This window comes from Arthrobacter sp. UYEF21 (assembly GCF_040546085.1).
GTDB lineage: Bacteria > Actinomycetota > Actinomycetes > Actinomycetales > Micrococcaceae > Arthrobacter.
The window spans coordinates 216,380-237,056 of record NZ_JBEPNF010000004.1 but is presented as its reverse complement, the minus strand read 5'-3'; the positions used below and the strand labels follow the sequence as shown (position 1 = coordinate 237,056).

The following is a 20,677-nucleotide window of genomic DNA, read 5'->3' as shown; positions in this document are numbered from 1 at the left end:
CGACGTTAACTGCCAGTTAGTTGGGCAGGTCAGCGCTCGGCGATCTTCTTGACGTCCGCCACGAGCATGTCCCACATCCTCTGGGAGTGCTCAGCGGCCTCTTCGGTGGCGTTGTTGTCCTGCGCAAGGGTGAGTTTGGTTTCGCCGCCCTGGTCCTCCAGGGACCACGTGAGCGTGTGATAGTTGTCCGGCTTGTCCTCTTCGCCGCCGAGCGGGCTGAAATGAGTGTGGACCAGCTTTCGGCCGGCTTCGACTTCGAGGATTTTCCCTTTGTCCTCGTATGGTTTGCCTTCCCACTCGCCGCGCCAGACGATGGGCCCGCCCACAGCCCAGTCCGTGACCAGGTCTGCGCCGAACATAAATACCTTTACGGCAGCCGGATCGGTGATGACGTCCCAGACGCGGCCGGCCGGTGCGGCAATGGTGGTAGCGGACGTTGCCACAAAGTTCCCTGGCACTACTTTGCCTCCTTGGCGGTAAACAGCAGATATTCCCATTCCATCTGCCACGCAGCATCACCATGCGCGTCGCCGCAGGAGCCGGCCAGTTCGGTGAGCGCCGTGTCCAGCGCTTTGGCTTTGTCCCCATTGTCACCAATGAATTTGTAGACGGAGATGGTGGGGCCGTAGTGGGACTTGAAGTACCGCAGGAAGTCCTCAGGATGGTGGAAGCTGTGGATGGCCAGCATGCGCTTTTCCGTGTGGATCTCAGTGATCCGGTCACCGAACAGTTCGCGCACATGGTCTTCGCTGCCCCACAGCGGCGGTGGCTGGGCCCCGGGCGGGAGCGGCGGTGCGAACGGTTTCATGGCGGCAAACATCTTTCCCATGAACCCCTCGGGCGTCCAGTTCAGCAGGCCGATGGTGCCGCCGGGTTTGCAGACGCGCACGATTTCGTCCGCGCCCGCTTGGTGGCGGGGTGCGAACATCACGCCCAGGCAGGACGTCACCACGTCAAATCGGTCGTCTTCGAACGGCAGCGACTCGGCGTCGCCTTCCATCCATTCCAGTTCAACGTTTCGGTCGGCAGCCTCGCGACGGCCGGCGTCGAACATCTCGGGGGTAAGATCGCTGGCTGTCACCTCGGCGCCCATCATCGCTGCGGGGATGGCCGCGTTCCCGGCACCCGCGGCGACGTCCAGGACACGCTGCTTCGGCTTGATTCCGCAGGCCTCCACCAAGATGGCGCCAAGGTCCTGGACCAGTTCGCTGGCCAGGGCCGGGTAGTCCCCCGAGGCCCACATGGCCCGGTGCTTCTGTTTCAGTGCCCGGTCTGCCCCGTCCGCGTCCGCTTTGTCGTTCATGTCCGGCGCACCTCTCCTCTTAAGGTTTTGAGTGACAGCGCGCTGTTGGCACAGTGGAGGCCGTGATGCGCCCATTCTGGCGGCAGCAAATCGTGAAAGCAAGCAATCTTAGGGGTTCCTTGTTTTTACACAGCCCCGGAATTAGCGTGGAAGCTTGACCTGTGAAGACGGAGCCTTTGCATCCCGGATTTCGACAAACTCCAACCGGGGATTGAAACTGTCGAAATCCCGGGCCCCTGTTGAAGGAGGATGACATGGCAGGCAACTCAGCCAAAAAGAAGAGCCACCTCATCTCCGCCTTGCGGAACTCCTAGGCGGCGGCCATCACCGGAACTGCAGAGCGCCCGCGGACCGCCTCACGCCCCCTTGCGCGCCCTGGTGGCAGGCGCCTTCGCCGCGGGCTTCGCAGCAGTGGACTTCGCGGCCGTCGAATTAGCCGCCGCCGATTTGGCTGCAGCAGTTTTGGTCGCGGTGCTCTTGGCAGGAGTCGTGGAACGGGCTGCAGTGTTGGTCCCGGCGGACCTGGCTGCAGCTTTGGCGGGAGCCTTCCCAGCCGAACCCTTGGCACTTTTTGGAGTGTCGGCGTCGTCCGCTTCGGCATCCGAGTCGGCGTAGTCCGAATCCCCGGCAGCCGCGGCAGCACCGCCGCGCTTCCGGTCCAAGCTGCGCTTCAGCGCCTCCATCAGGTCGATGACCTCGCCCTTGCCGCCTTCGCCCGCTTCCGCGCCGAACGTTTCATCGGTGTCCAACGAATCGCCCTTCTCGAGCTTGGCTTCGATGAGCTTCCGGAGCTGCACCTGGTATTCGTCGGTGAAGTGCGCGGGTTCGAAGTCTGCGGCCATGGACTCGACGAGGGCTGCGGACATTTCGCGTTCCTGCGCGGAGATCCGGACGGAGTCCTCCAGTGCGGGGAAACTGGCCTCCCGGACCTCGTCGGGCCAGAGCAGGGACTGCAGCACCAGCACATCATCCTTGATGCGCAGCGCCCCCAGCCGGGTCTTCTCGCGCAGGGCGAACTGAACGATGGCTACGCGGTCCGTGTCCTCCAGCGCCCGGCGGAGCAGAACGTAGGCCTTGGGCGACTTGGAATCCGGTTCCAGGTAATAACTCTTCTCGAACATCATGGGTTCCAGCTGGTCGGAGGGCACAAACTGGACCACCTCGATCTCATGGCTGCTCTCCGCTGGGATGGATTTGAGCTCATCCTTGGACAGCACCACAGTGCGGCCGTCGTCCTCGAAGGCCTTCTCGATGTCCGAATAATCGATGACCTTGGTGCAGACCTCGCAGCGGCGCTGGTAGCGGATCCGGCCGCCATCGGCGTTGTGAACCTGGTGGAGACTGATGTCGTGGTCCTCGGTGGCACTGTAGACCTTCACGGGCACGTTGACCAGGCCAAACGCGATGGCACCTTTCCAGATGGCTCTCATCTCTCAAGTGAACATCACCGCAGGCCAGAGGTGAAGACCCATGGCCGGCACTAAGGAACGCGTCAGGGTGGCCGGGCGGGAACTGACGCTCACCAACCTGGACAAAATCATCTATCCGGAGACCGCAACCACCAAGGCAGACGTCCTGGCTTACTACGCCGCTGTGGCGCACGTACTCATCCCCGCAGCAACAAACCGCCCCGCCACGAGAAAGCGCTGGGTCAACGGCGTGGGCACAGCCGACAAGCCCGGCGAGGTGTTTTTCCAAAAGAACCTGGAGGATTCCGCGCCCGGCTGGCTCCCTCGCGCCGCCATCAGCCACAAAGAGCGGACCATTTTTTATCCGCTCGTCAACGATCCCGCCACGTTGGCCTGGTTTGGCCAGATCAACTCGCTGGAAATCCATGTGCCGCAATGGCAGGTGGACTCGCACGGCAACCAGCTGAATCCGGACCGCCTGGTGCTGGACCTGGACCCCGGCGACGGCGCAGGCCTGGCCGAATGCGTGGAAGTGGCGCTCCTGGCCCGCGCCATCCTGCAGGACGTGGGCCTGGATCCCGTCCCCGTGACCAGCGGCAGCAAGGGCATCCACCTCTACGCCGGCCTTGATGGAACCCAGACCTCGGACCAGATCTCCGCCTTCGCCCACGAACTGGCCCGCGCCCTCGAGGCCGACCACCCGGACCTCGCGGTCAGCGACATGAAGAAGACCCTGCGCAAAGGCAAGGTCCTGGTGGACTGGAGCCAGAACAGCGCGGCCAAAACCACCATCGTCCCCTATTCCCTCCGCGGCAGGCCGAAACCCATGGTGGCCGCACCGCGGACCTGGCCGGAGCTCAGCTCCCCCAGCCTCCAGCAGCTCGACTACAAAGCCGTGATGCGCAGAGTGCAGGAAGGCAAAGACCCGTTCGCCGCCGTCGCGCGCGTTGCAGGGCATCCGGGGAACCTCGAAGAAATTACCCACGACGACGGCGGCCCGCATCCGCGCCTGGCGCGGTACCGTTCGATGCGTGACCCTGAGTCGACGCCCGAGCCCTTCGCCGGCACCTCCAGCGGCGGGAACACCTTTGTCATCCAGGAGCACCACGCCAGCAGGCTGCACTTCGATTTCCGGCTGGAACACGAGGGTGTGCTGGTGTCGTGGGCCCTGCCCAAAGGTGTCCCGGAATCCGGCGGGAAGAACCACCTGGCGGTGCAGACCGAGGACCACCCGCTGGACTACGCCACCTTCGAAGGCATTATTCCTCAAGGCCAGTACGGCGCCGGCGAGGTCACCATCTGGGATCACGGCACGTATGAACTGGACAAGTGGATCAATGGGCGGGAGGTCATAGCGACGCTGACCGGCTCGGAGGGCGGGGGCCTGGGTGGGACCAAGAAGTACGCACTGATCCATACCGGCCGGGGCCAGGGCAAGGACGCGGAAGGGCAATGGCTCATCCACCTGATGGACAAGGACCACCACACCAGCCACTCCCGGCGCGCTGGGGATGAGGTTGGCCTGGACGACTTGGCCGCCGCGGATAGGTCTAGTACTGAGGAGCCTGCACAGGGTGATTCAGCGGAGCGTGATCGCGCGGCTCCGGCACAGACCTCCGGGCCCCTCCGCGCCGAGGATTTCGGCCCCATGATGGCAACGTCCGGAACTCCCGCCGACCTGCAAGGCAGCGACTGGAAGTTCGAACTGAAGTGGGACGGCGTCCGGGCGCTGATGGTGGCCGATGACAAGAAGGTCCGCATCCTCAGCCGGAACGGAAACGATGTCACCGCAACCTACCCGGAGCTGACGGCCCGGGCCTGCTGGCCGGACGGGCCGTTCGTCGCAGACGGTGAGATCATCGCCGTCGGGCCTTCCGGCAGGCCCGATTTCGGCGTGCTCCAGGGACGCATGAAGCTGACCAGGCCCGGCGACGTCGCGAAGGCGCGCGTCGCCATACCGGTCCGGCTGATGCTTTTTGACCTTTTGGCCGGAGGCGGCGAGGACCTTCGCCGGCTGACTTTCGCACAGCGGCGGCAGCGTCTTGAGGAGTTCTACCGGCCGTCGGACTGCCCGGTGGAGCTGTCGCCCGTCCTTGACGAGAGGATCGAGCACATCCTGGCGAGCGCGCAAGAGCTGGGGCTGGAGGGCGTTATGGCCAAACGGACCGACAGCCGCTATGTCAGCGGGCAGCGGACCCGGACCTGGATCAAGATCAAGCTGGAGCAGACCCAGGAGGTGGTGGTGGGTGGTTGGCGGCCCGGCAAGGGCGGGCGGCAGAGCTCGGTCGGTTCGCTGCTGGTAGGCATCCCCGACGGTACCAAACTTCGATATGTGGGCCGGGTGGGCAGCGGGTTCAGCACGCGCGAACTGCAGGAACTCCGGCAGAAAGTGGACGGCCTCGCCAGGAAGACGTCACCGTTCGACGACGTGCCCCGCGAGGATGCCTCGGACGCCCGCTGGGTTACGCCGCGGCTGGTCGGCGAAGTGACGTTCGGCGAGTGGACGGGCAGCGGGAAGCTTAGGCATCCGGTATGGCGGGGCTGGCGGCTGGACAAGAGCGCTGATGAAGTGGTGCCGGAGGCGTAGCGCGGCGCTGCGCCGGGTGCAGCCCAGCGCAGCGGCGGCGACGCGCAGGGTCCCTTGCGACGGAAAATACCTGGCGACCCCCGTTTTTGGGGATCGCCAGGTATGTACGTGTCGCGAGGTCAGACGCGTGTCGTGAGGTCAGGTCCGCATCGTGAGGTCCGCATCGCTAGGAGGAGTGCGGCATCTGCGGCCGGCCGGTGCGGTGCACGGCCGTGACAGCGGCTTCGTGGCCCATCCGGCCGTGGTCCGAACCCTCATCCTTGGGGTGCCGGCGCTTGCCGTTACCGTCCGGCCAGTGCTGTTCGCCTGCCATGGCCGTAGTCACGGCGATGGTGGCCGGCCCTGGCATGGACTGCGCATCCATGGCTGCGGCGAGGTGGTCCGCAACCTCCGGCTCGATCCTTGGTCCAGCATTTTGCTTAGCCATTGTTCTTCCTTCCGCCATGACTTCCGCCATGACTTCCGCCATGAAATGAAGCATTCATCAATAGAGGCGTCTGGAGTAGCGTTCCAGGCGCAGTAACTACCAGCGGACTTTCTTCTCGACCGGCCCCTGCTTGCCGCTGGCATGCGTGGGCTTGTGGTTTTTGCCGACGCTCTGCAAACCGGAGTCACCGCCCCGCGACTTGCTGGCGAGCATCGCCCGCTGTGCTTCGGTCAGCCCGGCTCTGATGCCCTTGGCGTCGGAGCCGTCGGGTGAACTGTCGGGCTGGTCGGAGGTGTTATTTTCAGTCATTGGGTGGAACCTTTCTGAGGAGTATCAGCGTGTCTGACGAGATCAGCGAGGACGGGGCCGGTATGAACAGGCCGCGGGCGTCCGCCTACTCAAAAATCAGTGTTCCCATGGGACAACAATAGGCAGCATGCGCATTGGTTGTGAACCCCCATTTTCGGCCCCGCGACAGCATCGGGCAGGATGCGCCGCCCACCATGACGGCTGTCACATTTGACGCTGTAGGGGGGCCAAAAGCGGTCCGAAAACCGGCCGGAAGAAAAAGATTAGGTAACAATGGCCACATTGGGCCGGGATCCCAGTGCTGGCGCGGCGAAACGGGCTCAAGTCAAGACGGTGATGGCCACTCAAACCGCTCCGAAACACTTGATCCTACGGTATCAAACTCTGAATTGCATCAGATTTCGCGTAAAATTGAAGGCCTGCCCAGAGCGGGGCAGCTACAAGTCGCAAGCAAATGACCTCCATAGGAGTTGCCCAAATGCCCACAGACCGAAGCACGACCGACTCTTCCGCAGGCGTGAACAGCGCCAGCGGAACTAACAATGCAGTACCAGAGAATGCACTACCTGTGAGTCCAACAGGGGTGCGGAAACCGAAGATTCTCGCACGCCGCCGGCTCAAAGAGTCCGACGTGAACGTCGTGAACCAGCCCATGCTGAAAAAGGCACTCGGCGGAACAATCGTGGGTAACACCATGGAGTGGTACGACGTCGGTGTGTTCGGCTACCTGATCACCACCATGGGACCCGTTTTCCTGCCGGAGTCGGATCCGACAACGCAGACGCTGTTCCTGCTGGGAACGTTCGCTGCCACCTTTATTGCCCGCCCATTGGGTGGCGTGATCTTCGGCTGGCTCGGAGACAAGATGGGCCGCCAGAAGATCCTGGCCACCACCCTCATGATCATGGCTGCCAGCACCTTCGCCGTCGGCCTGCTGCCGGGCTACGCGCAGATCGGCCTGTGGGCGGCGGCACTCCTGGTGCTCCTGAAGGTCGTCCAGGGGTTCTCCACCGGCGGCGAGTATGCAGGCGCCACCACATTCGTCAGCGAATACGCCCCTGACAAGCGCCGGGGTTACTTCGCCAGCTTCCTGGACCTGGGCAGCTACCTGGGCTTCGCCATCGGCGCTGCCCTGGTGTCCGTCCTGCAACTGACCCTTGGCCAGACCGCCATGGAGGAATGGGGCTGGCGCATTCCGTTCCTCATTGCCGGGCCCCTCGGCCTGATCGCGGTCTACTTCCGAAGCAAAATCGAGGAATCCCCGCAATTCCAGGCGACTTTGGACGCCCAGGAGGACCTTGCCAGGAACGCTGCCTCCACCGACGAGGCGGCAGTCAAGGGGCCGGTTGGAATCGTCAAGGCCTACTGGCGCTCGATTATCGTGGCAATGGTGCTGGTTGCCGCGGCCAATACGGCCGGCTACGCCCTAACCTCCTACATGCCCACATACCTGACGGAGGCCAAGGGCTACGACGAGGTCCACGGCACGCTCCTGACCATCCCTGTGCTGGTCATCATGAGCCTTTGTATCCCGTTGACGGGCAAGCTGTCCGACCGGATCGGTCGCCGGCCGGTGTTGTGGATCGGCGCGCTGAGCACCGTGGTCCTGGCAATCCCGGCCTTTATGCTGATCGGCGTGGGCGAGATCTGGACCACCCTGTTGGGCCTTGCCCTGATCGCCTTCCCCGTGACCTTCTATGTGGCCAACCTTGCCTCGGCGCTGCCGGCCCAGTTCCCCACGTCCAGCCGTTACGGGGCGATGGGCATCGCCTACAACTTCGCGGTTGCCATCTTCGGCGGCACCACCCCGTTCATCGTGGCTGCGCTGATCAACGCCACCGGCAATGACATGATGCCGGCGTACTATCTGATGGCTACCTCAGCGGTCGGGGCTGTCGCCATCTACTTCCTGAAGGAATCCGCCCAGCGTCCGCTGCCGGGCTCGATGCCCAGTGTGGACACCCAGGCGGAGGCACGCGAACTCGTGGCCACCCAGGATGAAAACCCGCTGCTTGACCTGGACGAGCTGCCGTTCGAAACGCAGGACATCACGGATGCCTCTGCCGCCAAGGTCCCCACCGGAGTCTAAGCAACACCCGGAAACCACAAACCGGCCTGTTTGGGCCGTCCTGTAGCCCGCGCTCAGAGGCCCGCCCCACGCTTCCCCTGGCGGAAGCGTGGGGCGGGCCTTAGCCATGCATCGGGGTGGTGCGCCGGAGCTGCTGACGCCGGGAGATAATTTCCTGACAGGCTCCGGCTCGGGGCAGCAACCAATGACAGGCGGTGTGGGCACGTGAAGTCCGTCCTGCGGCAGGTCCGCGCCCTCCATCGCCTGGAGCCCGCGAACAACGACCATCTGGCAGCCCTCCGTGTGGCCGCCAGCGTTGCAGTGCCGTCGCTCATCCTTTTGCTTTTGGGCCGGGCCGACCTGATCATCTACGCGGTTTTCGGCGCTCTGACCGGAATGTACGGCCGGTCAGAACCGCACCAGCTGAGGCTCCGGCACCAGTCGCAGGCAGCCCTCGTGCTGGTCGGCGGCGTGGCCGTGGGCGTCTTCCTGTCCGTCAACCACCTCCAGTCCTGGTGGCTGGTGGCCGTCGAGGCGGTGCTGGCCGGCGCCGGCTCCGTGTACTCGGACAGAGTCATGCTCAAGCCCAACGGCCCGTTCTTCGGCATCCTGGCCCTGGGTGCCTGTGCCTCCGTGCCCACCACCATCCCCTGGTATGTTGCCCTCATGATCGCGGGAGGCTCAGCAGCATTTTCCGTGGCAGTGGGCTTCGGCGGTTGGGTACGTGGCAGGTCGTGGCAGCGCGGCGCCTCACGCGATGCAGTGACGCTTAGCGGCGCGGCAGGGCGGGCTGCGGCGGTCCACGCGGCCAGATACACACTCGCCGTAGGCCTCGCCGGCACTCTTGGAGTGCTCAGCGGCAGCGGCCATCCGCACTGGGCCATGGCAGCGGCAGCCGTCCCCCTGGCCGGAGCGGACCTCCCCAGCCGGGTGCGGCGAGGGATCCACCGCATCGTGGGGACATTCCTCGGGCTGGCGGTCACCGCCGTCGTTCTTGTCCCGGCGCCGTGGTCACTGGCGCCGTTGTTTGCCGCCCATCAGGTGGTGGTCCTGGCCCTGCTGGTCATCATTTTCCAGTTCACTACGGAGCTGTTCATGACCCGGCACTACGGGCTCGCGATGGTCTCCTTCACACCCGTCATCCTCCTGATGACCCAGCTAGCAGGACCTACTGACCCGTTAGTCCTGATCCTCGAACGCGGCGTGGAAACTTGCGTGGGAGCCGTGGTGGGGATCCTGGTGGTGGTGGCCGTGCGGCAGCGGGCGGTGCGGCAGCCGGCGGCGCGGCATTCAACTGTCCGGTTTTCGCTACTTCGGTCTGCGCGCCGGTCCCGTGAGTAGCCGGTACGGAAGCACCCGCGCCGCAACCGCCACCGCCTTGTAGCGCTTCGAGGGGATGGACACGGCATTGCCCCGGAGGTTGTCGGCCAGGCCTTCGCGCACCACGCGCTCGGCCGTCAACCAAGCCCAGGACGGACCCATCGCCTTGTCCATGCCCATCCTGTCGTGGAATTCCGTGTGCGTCAGGCCAGGACAGACCGCAGTGACCATCACGCCGCGAGCCGCGTAAGCCAGGTTCGCCCAGCGGCTGAAGCTGAGCAGCCAGGCCTTCGCCGCAGCGTAGGTGCCACGCGGCAGGAACGCCGAAATACTGGACACGTTGATGATGCGGCCGGCACCGCGCGCCAGCATTCCGGGCAGCACGGCATGCGTGAGTTCCAGCGCCGCCTCGCAGTGCAGCTTCAGGAGGTATTTCTCATCCGCGATGCTGTTCAGCTCGAAGTCGCGCAGCAGGCCGATCCCCGCATTGTTCACCAGGATCCCCACAGGCCTGTCCACAGCGGTGAGGCGCCCGACGACGGCGGCCATCCCGCCGTCGTCCGTCAGGTCCGCGGGCAGCACCTCAGCAGTGGTTCCGTAGCGCTGTTCCAGGTCCGCCGCTGTTTGTTCGAGGCGCGTACGGTCCCGGGCCACCAGGACCACATGATGGCCCTGCGCCGCGAGCTGGCGGGCAAACTCGGCGCCCAGGCCGGCGCTGGCACCGGTGATGAGGGCTGTGGTGCTGGCTGTAGTTGTCACCAGCCCAGACTAGCCGGGGCGGGTGACAAACCCGTCGAATTTTTGTGTCATCATTCCGGCGCGCTCCAGCCCTGACCCGGAGGTAAGCGCCCGGCTGGGCCGAGGCCGGCGAATGAGTGAGCAGAATCCGACGCTAGGACGCCTCCGGCCAGTCGATGTGCTGCTCGTAGCCTTCGTGCTGGCGGAGGTAACCGGCGATGAACGGGCAGTGCGGGATAACCCGCTTCCCGGCCGCCACCACGTCATCAAGGGCGAAGTGGGCCAGGACTTTTCCCAGTCCCTGGCCCTTGAATTCCTCGGCTGTCTCGGTGTGGCTGAAATCCACATGTCCGGGCCGGTCCTGGAAGAAGGACTGGACGGCGACCTTCCCGCCTACCCTCAGCTCGTACCGGTGATGCTCATCATCCCGGACCAGCGAAACGTCGGGGCTGAACTCATCCTCTGTGGAAATCATGTTCTCAGTCATGGTTCGACATTGGCACTACTTGGCCCGGCTGGCAATGGCCCGGCACCCCCTCCCTGGGTGTCAGGGGACGCACCGCCGACGACCCGTTCCGGCATTCTGCCCAGCAGCAGGACGGCCAGCACCAAACAGGCCGCGCCCCCTCCGAGCAGTCCCAGCGTCAGGCCGTTGAAGACGACGATGGCGGCCGTCATCACTCCGGCGGCGGGTTGGGGGAAGTCGGTGAGGAGCAGGAGGCCGGACATGGCCACCAGGAGCCCGGCCCACAGCCCCAGGAACATGACCGTCAGGAGCGCTGCCGCCCGGCGGCCCAGCCGCAGCAGCCGGGCCTGGGCGAACTCGAAACTAGTCCCGCCCCCGGCCTTCAGCCGTTGCCAGGACTGGAGTCCGGTGGTGCCGCCGTGACGGAAAACAGCGGCATCACCTTAAAAATCCAGATCACCGGCACAAACCAGGGCTGGTCCCCCAGCCTGTTTTCCGTGGTCACGGTGCCGTTGGCGTGCGGGACAGGACTCACCATCGTGCAATGGCCCACCACCACCAGGGCCAGGCAGACGAACCGGACCAGGTCAATGACCAGGCCTAGGGCCCTCACCGGCTCTCCTGCATCCGGCACGCAGGCTCCCTGAAACGCCGAACTCCGGTGTTACCTCATTGTGCGCCCATGCTGTCCCACCTCGGAGTTTCGTCCAAAAGCTTGAGCATGAGCCGCCCTTGCGGCCTCAACCGGACGCTGCGGCGAAGAAGTCCAGCAGGATCGGCGTCAGCGCTTCCGGAGCAACCATGTGATCGTAGCCGGGAACCAGTGCAGTGCGGCCGTTTTGAACTGCTGACACGACTCCCTCGGCCGAGTTTTGTGCCCAGGAGTCGCTGTTGCCGCCATATACGGCCAGCACCGGAGCCTGGATTTTGGCCAGGCGCTCCGCCGGGATGTCTGCGTTGCCGGCCAGGGTGAGGTCGTAAAAAAGCGTGTGGGCAAGTGCCGTCATTCCGGGCCACCAGGGGGACTGCTTCACCGCCTCGACGGGTACCCCTGCATGGCGCAGGAAGGCTTCGACAGCCTCGTCACGCCGGCCGGTCTCAGCCAGTTGGCGGACCCGGGCAGCAAACTGGTCCCAGCTCTCCCCCGGTTCCTGAGGTGTGCAGAACGGCGGCTCGTAAGCCAGCAAGCTGCTGATGGGCACCCCCGCCGCGGCTGCCTCCAAGGCCAGGATGGCACCGGAAGAGTGTCCGTAAACCTTCGCCGACCCGCCGACCGCCCGGACAATCGCTGCCACGTCTTCCACTTCACGTTCGACGGCGTAGGGGGGCGTATCACCGCTGTCACCGCGGCCTCGGCGGTCTACGCCAATGACACTAAAGTCCGTGGCGAGGAACGGCACATATTGCTGCACGGCCGCCCGGGTACTCAGCGCACCGCCGAGTACGATCAGCGGCTCGCCGTCCCCGAAGGATTCGACGGCGAGCAAGGTTCCATCGGCCGATTTCACGTGCTGGATCATGGCATCCTCTGTTCCGGGTTCGGGCGGTTGGCTTATGTCTACGCCAGCAGGCCGTTACCGGCAAGGGTGGCGGTCCAGGATCGTCTTCCCGGCTCAGGCGAGCGGCACGTCCAGTACGCCGAGCACGACGGCGAGCAACGGCGTCGTTCCTTGCAGAACCGCGCCCCCACTCCCCCCGCCCCCGGCCGCCCCCGGCCGCCCCCGGCCGCCCCCGGAGTTTTTGTCCAGATAACCGCCGTTTTCAGGCCTTGAAGTCGCTTTATCTGGACAAAAACTCTCAGCGGGTGAGCATCCCCAACGCTGCCCCGGCAAATTCCCTGGCCGAGGTGTTCCAGTGGCCCAGCAGCCCCTGGATGTTCTCGCCCTCAGCCCGGTGCTTCGGCAGCTGGTCCTGCAGTGTCGCCAGGACGCCGGTCCGGAGCTCGGTGTTGAAGTTGACCTTGCCCACGTTCATGGCGGCCACCTTCACCAATTCCTCGGCCGGGATGCCGGACGCACCATGCAGCACCAGGGGGATCCGCGTCCGCACCGCTATGTCCTGGAGGACGTCCCAGCGCAGCTGTGGCTCGCCCTTGTAGCGGCCGTGCACGTTGCCCACGGCCACGGCCAGGAGTTCCGCGCCGGTCCGCGACACGAAGTCCTCCACCTGGGCGGAGTCCGTCAGGCCGGCCACTGCCACGCCCGCCCGGTCCGCGCCGAAGGCCTTATCCTCGTCACCGGCCAGTCCGCCGAGTTCGGCTTCAAGCACGACGCCAGCACCCAGCACCGTGCGCGCCGCACGGACCAGCGCAATGTTGTCCTCATACGGCAGGGACGAGCCGTCGGCGAGGACCGAATCCGCCCCCGCGGCGACGGCGTCGGCCATCACTTTCAGGTCCGAGGCGTGGTCCAGCTGGACGGCCGCCGGAACGGATGCGGAGTCTGCCAGGCCGCGGAGCGCGGCGATCAGCCGCAGGCCGTTGGCCGTGGCGGCGGTCTTGGGGGCCACCAGCAGGATGACGCCCCGGCCCGCGTCCTCGGCAGCACCCACCACGGCCAGGGCGGTGGTGAAGTCGTAGCAGGTGAACGCCGGCACGGCCGAGCCCTGCTGCAGGGCTGTGGTGACCAGGTGGTCGAGTCGGGTGCGCATCAGATGCCCAGGCCTCCCACCAGGATCCAGGCCACGTAGGTCAGGAGGAAGCCCGCCAGGCCCAGGACGGTGGTGAGGACGGTCCAGGTCTTGAGGCCGTCCGAGACGGTGAGGCCGTAGTAGCGCACCACGGTCCAGAAACCGGCGTCGGTTACATGGGACAGGCCCAGGGCGCCGAAGCCGATGGCGATCACAATGATGGCGATCTGCGCCGGCGAGTAGCCGCCTTCCATGACGGCGGAGGTCAGCAGGCCGGTGGTGGTCACGATTGCCACGGTGGCGGAACCCTGGGCTGCACGCAGGGCCAGCGAAATCACGAAGCCGAGGACAATGACCGGCAGGCCCAGGTGGTCCAGGGTCTGGGACAGCGCGGCGCCGATGCCGGAGGTCCGCAGGACCTCACCGAACACACCGCCGGCCGCGACAACCATCAGGATGGAAGCGATCGGAGGCAATGCGCCTTCGAAGATTTCACCGGTTTCCTTGAGCGACCAGTTGCGGCGGACGGCCAGCAGGAAGAAGGACAGTGCCACAGCCACGAGAAGGGCGAAGAACGGGTTGCCGATGAAAGCCGCGAGGCCGTACCAGGAGTTGTCCTTGGGGATGGTGAGGGTGCCCAGGGTACCGATGAGGATCTGCACGATGGGCGCGGCGATCAGGAAAATGATCAGGGCGGGCCGCGGCGGTGCGAGGCCGGCGGCGCCGGGGCCTACGTGGCCAACCTTGACCAGGGAATCGGAACCGTACTCGTCCACCTGGGCCTTGACGCCGGGCAGGAGTTCGTACTCCGTGCGGTTCATGATGCTGGCAACCCAGTAGGACAGGAAACCGAGGGGGATGCAGATCAGCAGGGAGATCATGGTGATGAGGCCGATGTCGGCGCCGAACACGCCTGCGCCGGCAACAATGCCCGGGTGGGGCGGTACGGCGACGTGGATGGAGAGCATAATGCCGGCCATGGGCAGGCCGAACTTGACCGGGTGCACGTTGGCGATTTTCGCGAAGGCGTAGACGATCGGGACGAGCACAATAATGCCCACCTCGAAGAACACGGGAATGGCCACCAGGAAGCCAACGGCGGTGAGCGCCACCGCGACGCGCTTGGCGCCGAGTTTCTCGGTGAAGTGCGCCGCGAGTGACTGGACGCCGCCGGAGACCTCGATCATCCGGCCCAGGACGGCACCGAGCGCGATCAGCAGCGCCACCTTGCCCATGGTTCCGCCCACGCCGGTGGCCACCACGGTGAAGACGTCCTTCAGCGGGATCTGCGACGCCACGGCCACGGCGATGCTCACCGTCAGCAGGGCCACAAAGGCCTGGATCTTGAAGCGGATGATCATCACCAGCAGAACGGCGATGCCGAGGGCCGCAATGGTGAGAAGCAGCGGAGTACCCAACTCCACTGCGGGTTTGATCGTTGGGGCGTCAGCCGCCCGCGCGATCAGCGGGTTCATGAGGTGGTTCATGACGGGTGTCTCCTTTGACGAGCCAGTCTTCCAGAGACGGGCAATCAGGCGCTAATTATTTGTTTTGTAACGCTGGGAGGTACGACGACGGCGGACGGGGACCGCCGTCGTCGTCCGTTCCTGCCTCAGAGTTTTCGTCCACTTATCGCGAGTTATTGGGGTCAAAAGGGGCAATAAGTGGACAAAAACTCGGGATGGGAGGGAGATGGTGGGTGGCTAGGCGGTGCGCTTCGTGGGGGCAACCACCTTGATGACGGCGGAGTCGTCGGCTGCGGCGAGGCCCTGGGCCTGGCCGAGCAGGTAGAGCTGCTCGGCGGCGGCGGCAACGGGCGCTGCGAGACCGGCTGCGCGGGTGGCCTTGCCCACGATGCCCATGTCCTTGACGAAGATGTCCAGGCGGGACAGGACTTCGGCGCCTTCCTCGGTGTACGCCTCAAGGATGCGCGGGCCGCGGTTGGAGAGCATGAAGGAGCCTGCCGCGCCGGCTTCGAGGGCGGCGAGGGTCTTGGCCTGGTCCAGCCCGAGGGCGTCGGCCAGGGCCATGGCCTCGGCGGCGGCGGCGATGTGGACGCCGCAGAGGAGCTGGTTGACGGTCTTGAGGGCCTGGCCGTCGCCGGGCTTGTTGCCCACCACGGTGAGGGTGGAGGCCAGCAGTTCCAGTGCGGGGCGGGCCTTTTCCTGGGCTTCGGGGGAAGCGCCCACCACGATCAGCAAGTCGCCTTCGCCGGCGCGCTTGGGGCCGCCGGACAGCGGGGCGTCCACGAGCTCAACGCCGTATTCTGCGAGACGTTCCACCGTTGCGGGGATCGCTTCGGTGCCCACGGTGCTGCCGAGGATGACGACGGCACCCGGCTCAAGCACGGAGGCCACGCCGTTCTCGCCGAAGAGGACGTCATTGAGCTGTTCGCCGTTGCGGACCGCCAGAAGGAGGGCGTCGGCGCCCTTCGAGGCTTCACGGGCGGTGGCGAAGGTGCGAATGCCGGCCTCTTCGGCGAGCTTCAGGCGCGGCTCGGCGATGTCGAAGCCGTGGACGGTCAGCTCGCTGGCGAGGCGGGTGGCCATGGGCAGGCCCATGGCACCGAGGCCCAGGACCGTGACGGTGTAGTTGCTGGTCATGAGGTTCTCCTTTGGATTTTGGCTGGCAGGTGGAACTAGAAGGTGTTGCTGAGCTTTCGCGTGACGTCGGCGAGGGACTGGTCGCCGCCCACGTTGCCCGCGAAAACGATGTACGGGATGCCCTTGGCGGGGCCATCCACCGGTTCCCAGAGGCTGACGATGCCCGGCAGCATGGCGCCGCGGACAATGGCGTGGCGGATTTCGAGGCCGTGCGCGGCAACGTCGGAGGACGTGATGCCGCCCTTGGCGATGACGAACCGTGGCGGGAAGGTCTTGAGTGTCCGGTTCACTACGGCGACGACGGCGGCGGACACCGTGCGTGCGATCCGCAGGCTTTCGGCGGCGTCATCAGTCTTGATGAGCAGGCGGCTGGTGTGCATGATGACGTCGCCGCCGCCAAGGGCTTCCACCACCGCGTCCACCGTCTGGTTCAAGTAAGCGTCCGCGGCTGTTTCGGTTGCGGCGGCAAGTAGTTTATCGACGTCGATTTCCACGATGCGTGCCGCGCTGTGCTGCTCTGTGAGGGCCTTGAGCTGGCGGGTGGTGACGCCCACGTGGGAACCGACCACAATGAGGCCGCCTGCCTCGGAAGGCGTGTTGCCCGCATAGGCCTCGGCGCCGCTGAGCTCGGTGCGGATTTCCTGGCCGATCCGGGCACGTACAAACGGCGGTCCCACGCGGTAGAGGAGCTTCTTGCCGCGGCGTTCGGCTTCTTCCAGGCCCAGGGACAGGGCGCGGAGGTCGTTTTCGGTGACGATGTCGGCCACGATCGGGGTGGAGTCCGTGGCGGGCGTGATGGCATTGGCGATGGCGTTGGCGCTGATGGCCGCACCCACAGCGGGGTCGCCGTCGGGGTTCTGTGCCGTGCCTGCGCTGGCAGCCCCGGCGCGGATGATGTTCAGGTCCAGCACGATCACGGATTCCGCGGCGAAGCGGCCCTTGGACTTCTCTTCCACGTACTTGGCCAGCTCGGAGTTGACGTAACCGAAGCTTGCGTCTTTGGCGAACTCAGTCTCGGCCACGGGGGTGAGCTTGCCTGCGTCCTCGCCGGTGCCGCGGGTGTAGTGAACGCCGCCGATGGTCACGCGGCCGGCATCGGGGAACGCCGGAACCAGGACAACGCCGTCGGTTTTTTCTCCGCTGACGTCGGCCACCGTGGCGGCGATGACGTCAGGTTCCAGCGGGTAGTGGCCGCGGAGGGTGGAATCGCTGCGGCTCACAAAACCGAGGCGGAGGCTGGAGCCGGGCGTGGTGTCACCGTAGCCGGCGGCGGCCAAGGCGTTGCGGACTACCTCTTCGTTCCGGGCGGCAGCTTCTGCAGGGTCCAGGCTCCGGGTGTTGGTCAGTACATACACGGCCGGCTTCGACTGGCCAAAGGCCCAAACGAAATCCTCAACGTCCCAGCGGGTGAGCACTGGCAGATCAGCAACTGACTGCGTTCCGGTGGGGTCGTCGTCGAGCACTACCAGCATGCGGGGGCTCTCCGCGCTGGCAGCGGCGACTGCGTTGGCCACGAGCCCGGCGGGAATCCGGACTTCGGCCGGAAAGTTGGCCAGGAGATTTGCTTCAAGCGTCACTGTGCACTCCATTGTGAGGAAATCTGTTGTCTTGAGAGTGTCTGTAAGATGTCTGACATATTACAATTGAAACAGTGTGGCACAGGACATACAAACGCGCAAGTAGACTTGTCAGACATCTGGCGACGGCGGCAAGGGGGAAAGATGGCACGGAAATCACTGGTGGGCGTTGTGGCAGACGCACTCCTGGACCGGATCATTGCCGGCGACTTCCCGCCGGGCTCCAGCGTCCCGGGAGAGCTTGAGCTGAGCGCCAAGCACGAAGTGAGCCGGATGACCGTCCGTGAGGCCATGAAAACCTTGGAGGCGCAACGTATCCTCAGCGTCGAACGTGGACGCGGGACGTTCGTTAACCCACTCAACCGCTGGTCTTCATTGGAAGCTGTGCTCCGTGCCGCGTCGGAAGGCCAGAACGAAGCCGCAGCCTCCGTTCAGCTCATCGAACTCCGCAGGATGTTGGAGACCGGGGCATGTGAACTCGCCGCCACCCGGATCAGCGACACGGATATCCAAGCACTGTTCGCCCACGTCGCTGCGATGCGGAAGGCCCATGAAATCAACGATGTGGCAGCGTTCGTGGCGTCCGACCTCGCGTTCCACTACCTGATCCTGCGGGCTTCAGAAAACGTTTTTGTGGCCGTCCTCTTCGAACCGCTGCACCGCTTGCTGGAAAAACGCCGCGCGGAAACGTCGGCCGTGCCCACCATCCAGGAACACGCAATCGGCCACCACCAGAACATCGCCGAGGCGCTGGAATCACGCGACTCCGCACGGGCGCGGGGCGCCATGGACGCCCACATGCAGCAGACCCTGGACGACCTCAAGGCCCTGGTCCTCGACGCACCCTGATCCCTCGCGGCACGATGTCCCCTTCGCAGCTCCGTGCCATCCTCTGGCCACACTCCCCGAGATGCCACTAGTGTTCAAGGACGGCCCGCAACCGGGAATCGAAGGCGATCACTAGGAGCGAAGTTGTCCAATCACACCTACAGCATTACTGAAATTGTTGGCACGTCCGAAGAAGGCGTCGACGCGGCAGTCCGCAACGGCATCGCCGAAGCCAGCAAGACCCTACGCAACCTTGACTGGTTCGAGGTGAAGGAAATCCGCGGCCACCTCGAGGACGGCAAAGTCGCAGACTGGCAGGTCCGCGTCAAGCTGGGTTTCCGGCACGAAGGCTGAGCCTCACTGCATTAACTGACGGGCATCATTGATGGCCGCGCCCCCGGGCGCGGCCATCAGCGTTTGTTCAGCCACCGGCATGGTTGCTGACGGTGGACGCGAAAATGCATAGGCTCGTCCCAGCACCATTTCCGAAAACGGTTTCCGCGGCAAGCCGAGCGCGCCGGAAACCAACCTTTCAGCAACAAAGGAGTCTCCCTTATGACTGACATCTCGCTGAACAACGGCGTCACCGTCCCACAGCTTGGGTTCGGTGTCTTCCAGGTGCCGCCGGAAGACACACAGCGGATCGTTGAGGATGCCCTTGCAGCCGGCTACCGCCATATCGACACCGCGGCCGCGTACCGCAACGAGGCCGGCGTGGGTGCGGCGCTCGCAGCCTCGGGCATTCCGCGCGAAGACCTCTTCATCACCACCAAGCTCCGCAATGGTGACCAGGGCCGCGCCAAGGATGCCTACCGGGACAGCCTCCAGGCGCTGGGCCTTGATTTTGTGGACCTCTACCTCATCCACTGGCCCGTTCCGTCCCAGGAGCTCTACGTGCAGGCATGGAAGGAGATGGAGCGCCTCTACGCCGGCAAGGAGATCCGGGCTATCGGCGTCTCCAACTTCCTCGCTGACCACCTGGACACGCTGCTGGCATCCAGTGACGTTGTTCCCGCCGTGAACCAGATCGAGCTGCACCCCAGCTACCAGCAGGCCGAGCTGGCCTCGAAAGGCCGTGCCCTCGGCATCGCTGTGGAAGCCTACAGCCCGCTGGGCCAGGGTGGCGACCTGAAGGGAAACGCAGTCACCGCCGTCGCCCAGGCCCACGACGCCACCGCCGCCCAGGTGGTCCTCGCCTGGCACCTCGCCGCCGGGACCATCGCCATTCCCAAGTCAGCTGACTCGGCGCGCATGCGTGAGAACTTCGCCGCTTCGTCCCTGACGCTGACCGACAACGAATTCTCCTCGATCACCGCCCTCGAGCGAGGTGCGCGCATCGGTTCGGACCCCGCCGTCGCAGCTTTCTCGCAGCTGTAGATACCCCTGGTTGAGCCTGTCGGAGACCCACGGGCAGGCTCAACCCCTAGTTTGAGGATCCCCCGTGGAGTACACCCATCTTGGCCGTTCCGGATTGAAGGTGTCTCGACTGTGCCTGGGCACCATGAATTTCGGCCCACATACCGACGAAGCCGACGCGCACGCCATTATGGATTCCGCGCTGGACGCCGGCATCAACTTTGTCGACACCGCCAACGTCTATGGCGGATCTGGGCACCGCGGCTGGACTGAGGAGATCATCGGCCGCTGGTTCGCCCGGGGCGGCGAGCGCCGCGAACGGACTGTCCTGGCCACGAAGCTGTACGGCACCATGACGGACCGCCCCAACGAGTCCAGGCTCTCCGCCCTGAATATCCGCCGTGCCCTGGACGCCAGCCTGAAGCGCCTGCAGACGGACTACATCGATGTCTACCAGTTCCACCACATCGACAGGGACTCCCCCTGGGACGAGATCTGGCAGGCCATTCAAGTGGCCGTCCAGCAGGGCAAAATCCTCTATTCGGCCAGCAGCAACTTCGCGGGCTGGCACATCGCGCAGGCACAGGAGGCCGCCCTGCGCCGGAACTACACCGGGCTGGTCAGCGAGCAGTCCATCTACAACCTGTTCCGCCGCGAGGTGGAACGTGAGGTCATTCCCGCCGCACAGCAGTACGGCCTCGGGCTGATCCCGTGGTCGCCGCTGCAGGGCGGGCTTTTGGGCGGCGTGCTGAAGAAGGAACGCGCAGGCGTGCGTCGCGCCGAGGGCCGGGCAGCGGAGACGCTCAAGAACCACCGGGACCAGATCCAGCAATTCGAGGACTTTGCAGACGAACTCGGCCAGGAGCCAGGCGATATCGCCCTGGCCTGGCTGTTGCACCAGCCCGCCGTCACCGCACCGATCGTGGGGCCGCGCACGCAGGAACAGCTCGACGCCGCCGTCCGGGCTTTGGACGTCAGCCTCGACGGGGCAGCGCTGGAGAACCTTGATGGCATCTTCCCGGGGCACCGTCCGGCGCCGGAGGACTACGCGTGGTGAA

The 20,677-nt window shown here is 65.2% G+C and carries 19 protein-coding genes and 1 pseudogene; 7 read left to right on the top strand and 13 right to left on the bottom strand.

Annotated elements, in window-relative coordinates:
* Window positions 1–29 precede the first annotated feature (29 nt).
* The 3 genes from ABIB27_RS07185 to ku all read right to left on the bottom strand — a co-directional run bounded on the left by ABIB27_RS07185 (window position 30) and on the right by ku (window position 2,733).
* A complete protein-coding gene (locus tag ABIB27_RS07185; RefSeq protein ID WP_354215813.1) occupies window positions 30–458 on the bottom strand; it encodes an SRPBCC domain-containing protein in 429 nt (142 codons plus the stop codon).
* Window positions 458–1,303 carry a class I SAM-dependent methyltransferase gene (locus ABIB27_RS07180; protein ID WP_354215814.1) on the bottom strand — a complete coding sequence of 282 codons (846 nt, stop codon included), beginning with the start codon at window positions 1,301–1,303 and terminating at the stop codon, window positions 458–460. Before ABIB27_RS07180 ends, ABIB27_RS07185 begins: the two co-directional genes overlap by 1 nt.
* 356 nt (window positions 1,304–1,659) lie before the next feature.
* Entirely contained in the window at window positions 1,660–2,733 is a 1,074-nt protein-coding gene (ku, locus tag ABIB27_RS07175; RefSeq protein WP_354253734.1) for a non-homologous end joining protein Ku, read from the bottom strand.
* A 40-nt stretch (window positions 2,734–2,773) separates the two neighbouring features.
* On the opposite strand from ku, the gene ABIB27_RS07170 reads away from it, so the two are divergent.
* Window positions 2,774–5,299 carry an ATP-dependent DNA ligase gene (locus tag ABIB27_RS07170; protein WP_354215816.1) on the top strand — a complete coding sequence of 842 codons (2,526 nt, stop codon included), beginning with the start codon at window positions 2,774–2,776 and terminating at the stop codon, window positions 5,297–5,299.
* 166 nt (window positions 5,300–5,465) lie between these two features.
* Here ABIB27_RS07170 and ABIB27_RS07165 read toward each other — a convergent pair whose 3' ends face one another.
* A complete protein-coding gene (locus ABIB27_RS07165) occupies window positions 5,466–5,726 on the bottom strand; it encodes a hypothetical protein (protein WP_354215817.1) in 261 nt (86 codons plus the stop codon).
* Window positions 5,727–5,822: 96 nt separating this feature from the next.
* Window positions 5,823–6,035 (bottom strand): hypothetical protein, encoded by a 213-nt coding sequence (locus tag ABIB27_RS07160; RefSeq protein WP_354215818.1) that lies wholly within the window; start codon window positions 6,033–6,035, stop codon window positions 5,823–5,825.
* Window positions 6,036–6,513: 478 nt separating this feature from the next.
* Between ABIB27_RS07160 and ABIB27_RS07155 the strand changes: the two genes are divergently transcribed.
* Together ABIB27_RS07155 and ABIB27_RS07150 are read left to right on the top strand one after the other, a co-directional pair.
* A complete protein-coding gene (locus ABIB27_RS07155; protein ID WP_354215819.1) occupies window positions 6,514–8,124 on the top strand; it encodes an MFS transporter in 1,611 nt (536 codons plus the stop codon).
* Window positions 8,125–8,328: 204 nt separating this feature from the next.
* Window positions 8,329–9,444, top strand: a complete 1,116-nt coding sequence (locus tag ABIB27_RS07150; protein WP_354215820.1) for an FUSC family protein — start codon at window positions 8,329–8,331, stop codon at window positions 9,442–9,444.
* Here ABIB27_RS07150 and ABIB27_RS07145 read toward each other — a convergent pair.
* The 8 genes and pseudogenes from ABIB27_RS07145 to ABIB27_RS07105 form a co-directional block, all read right to left on the bottom strand.
* Complete coding sequence (locus tag ABIB27_RS07145) at window positions 9,412–10,185, bottom strand: SDR family NAD(P)-dependent oxidoreductase (RefSeq protein WP_354215952.1); 774 nt, start codon at window positions 10,183–10,185, stop codon at window positions 9,412–9,414. The two genes, ABIB27_RS07150 and ABIB27_RS07145, sit on opposite strands and share 33 nt — an antisense overlap.
* A gap of 130 nt (window positions 10,186–10,315) precedes the next feature.
* Complete coding sequence (locus ABIB27_RS07140; RefSeq protein ID WP_354215821.1) at window positions 10,316–10,648, bottom strand: GNAT family N-acetyltransferase; 333 nt, start codon at window positions 10,646–10,648, stop codon at window positions 10,316–10,318.
* 239 nt (window positions 10,649–10,887) lie between these two features.
* Window positions 10,888–11,261, bottom strand: a pseudogene (locus ABIB27_RS19420) (acyltransferase family protein); the annotation flags it as partial.
* 106 nt (window positions 11,262–11,367) lie between these two features.
* Window positions 11,368–12,147: an alpha/beta fold hydrolase gene (locus ABIB27_RS07125; protein WP_354215824.1), complete on the bottom strand. Its 780-nt coding sequence runs from the start codon at window positions 12,145–12,147 to the stop codon at window positions 11,368–11,370.
* A 277-nt stretch (window positions 12,148–12,424) separates the two neighbouring features.
* Window positions 12,425–13,276, bottom strand: coding sequence for a class II fructose-bisphosphate aldolase (locus ABIB27_RS07120; RefSeq protein ID WP_354215825.1), 852 nt, complete (start codon window positions 13,274–13,276; stop codon window positions 12,425–12,427).
* Window positions 13,276–14,742: a GntP family transporter gene (locus ABIB27_RS07115; protein ID WP_354215826.1), complete on the bottom strand. Its 1,467-nt coding sequence runs from the start codon at window positions 14,740–14,742 to the stop codon at window positions 13,276–13,278. The genes ABIB27_RS07120 and ABIB27_RS07115 overlap by 1 nt, the downstream gene beginning before the upstream one ends.
* 216 nt (window positions 14,743–14,958) lie before the next feature.
* Window positions 14,959–15,858: an NAD(P)-dependent oxidoreductase gene (locus ABIB27_RS07110; RefSeq protein ID WP_354215827.1), complete on the bottom strand. Its 900-nt coding sequence runs from the start codon at window positions 15,856–15,858 to the stop codon at window positions 14,959–14,961.
* Window positions 15,859–15,893: 35 nt separating this feature from the next.
* Complete coding sequence (locus ABIB27_RS07105; protein ID WP_354215828.1) at window positions 15,894–17,435, bottom strand: four-carbon acid sugar kinase family protein; 1,542 nt, start codon at window positions 17,433–17,435, stop codon at window positions 15,894–15,896.
* Window positions 17,436–17,579: 144 nt separating this feature from the next.
* On the opposite strand from ABIB27_RS07105, the gene ABIB27_RS07100 reads away from it, so the two are divergent.
* From ABIB27_RS07100 to ABIB27_RS07085, 4 genes are all read left to right on the top strand, one after another.
* Window positions 17,580–18,284, top strand: coding sequence for a FadR/GntR family transcriptional regulator (locus ABIB27_RS07100; RefSeq protein ID WP_354215829.1), 705 nt, complete (start codon window positions 17,580–17,582; stop codon window positions 18,282–18,284).
* A 123-nt stretch (window positions 18,285–18,407) separates the two neighbouring features.
* The gene (locus ABIB27_RS07095; RefSeq protein WP_185262315.1) at window positions 18,408–18,617 is read left to right on the top strand and encodes a dodecin; all 210 of its coding nucleotides are present in this window, start codon (window positions 18,408–18,410) and stop codon (window positions 18,615–18,617) included.
* A 201-nt stretch (window positions 18,618–18,818) separates the two neighbouring features.
* Window positions 18,819–19,640, top strand: a complete 822-nt coding sequence (locus tag ABIB27_RS07090) for an aldo/keto reductase (RefSeq protein WP_354253733.1) — start codon at window positions 18,819–18,821, stop codon at window positions 19,638–19,640.
* 64 nt (window positions 19,641–19,704) lie between these two features.
* The gene (locus ABIB27_RS07085) at window positions 19,705–20,676 is read left to right on the top strand and encodes an aldo/keto reductase (protein WP_354215831.1); all 972 of its coding nucleotides are present in this window, start codon (window positions 19,705–19,707) and stop codon (window positions 20,674–20,676) included.
* The last annotated feature ends 1 nt before the right edge of the window (window position 20,677 follow it).

Bases quoted from the DNA above. Each gene is read 5' to 3' on its own strand.
- ABIB27_RS07140 (WP_354215821.1), bottom strand. From the start codon at position 10,648: ATGACTGAGAACATGATTTCCACAGAGGATGAGTTCAGCCCCGACGTT.
- ABIB27_RS07160 (WP_354215818.1), bottom strand. From the start codon at position 6,035: ATGACTGAAAATAACACCTCCGACCAGCCCGACAGTTCACCCGACGGC.
- ABIB27_RS07170 (WP_354215816.1), top strand. From the start codon at position 2,774: ATGGCCGGCACTAAGGAACGCGTCAGGGTGGCCGGGCGGGAACTGACG.
- ABIB27_RS07090 (WP_354253733.1), top strand. From the start codon at position 18,819: ATGACTGACATCTCGCTGAACAACGGCGTCACCGTCCCACAGCTTGGG.
- ABIB27_RS07165 (WP_354215817.1), bottom strand. From the start codon at position 5,726: ATGGCTAAGCAAAATGCTGGACCAAGGATCGAGCCGGAGGTTGCGGAC.
- ABIB27_RS07155 (WP_354215819.1), top strand. From the start codon at position 6,514: ATGCCCACAGACCGAAGCACGACCGACTCTTCCGCAGGCGTGAACAGC.
- ABIB27_RS07180 (WP_354215814.1), bottom strand. From the start codon at position 1,303: ATGAACGACAAAGCGGACGCGGACGGGGCAGACCGGGCACTGAAACAG.
- ABIB27_RS07120 (WP_354215825.1), bottom strand. From the start codon at position 13,276: ATGCGCACCCGACTCGACCACCTGGTCACCACAGCCCTGCAGCAGGGC.
- ABIB27_RS07110 (WP_354215827.1), bottom strand. From the start codon at position 15,858: ATGACCAGCAACTACACCGTCACGGTCCTGGGCCTCGGTGCCATGGGC.
- ABIB27_RS07115 (WP_354215826.1), bottom strand. From the start codon at position 14,742: ATGAACCACCTCATGAACCCGCTGATCGCGCGGGCGGCTGACGCCCCA.
- ABIB27_RS07125 (WP_354215824.1), bottom strand. From the start codon at position 12,147: ATGATCCAGCACGTGAAATCGGCCGATGGAACCTTGCTCGCCGTCGAA.
- ABIB27_RS07100 (WP_354215829.1), top strand. From the start codon at position 17,580: ATGGCACGGAAATCACTGGTGGGCGTTGTGGCAGACGCACTCCTGGAC.
- ku (WP_354253734.1), bottom strand. From the start codon at position 2,733: ATGAGAGCCATCTGGAAAGGTGCCATCGCGTTTGGCCTGGTCAACGTG.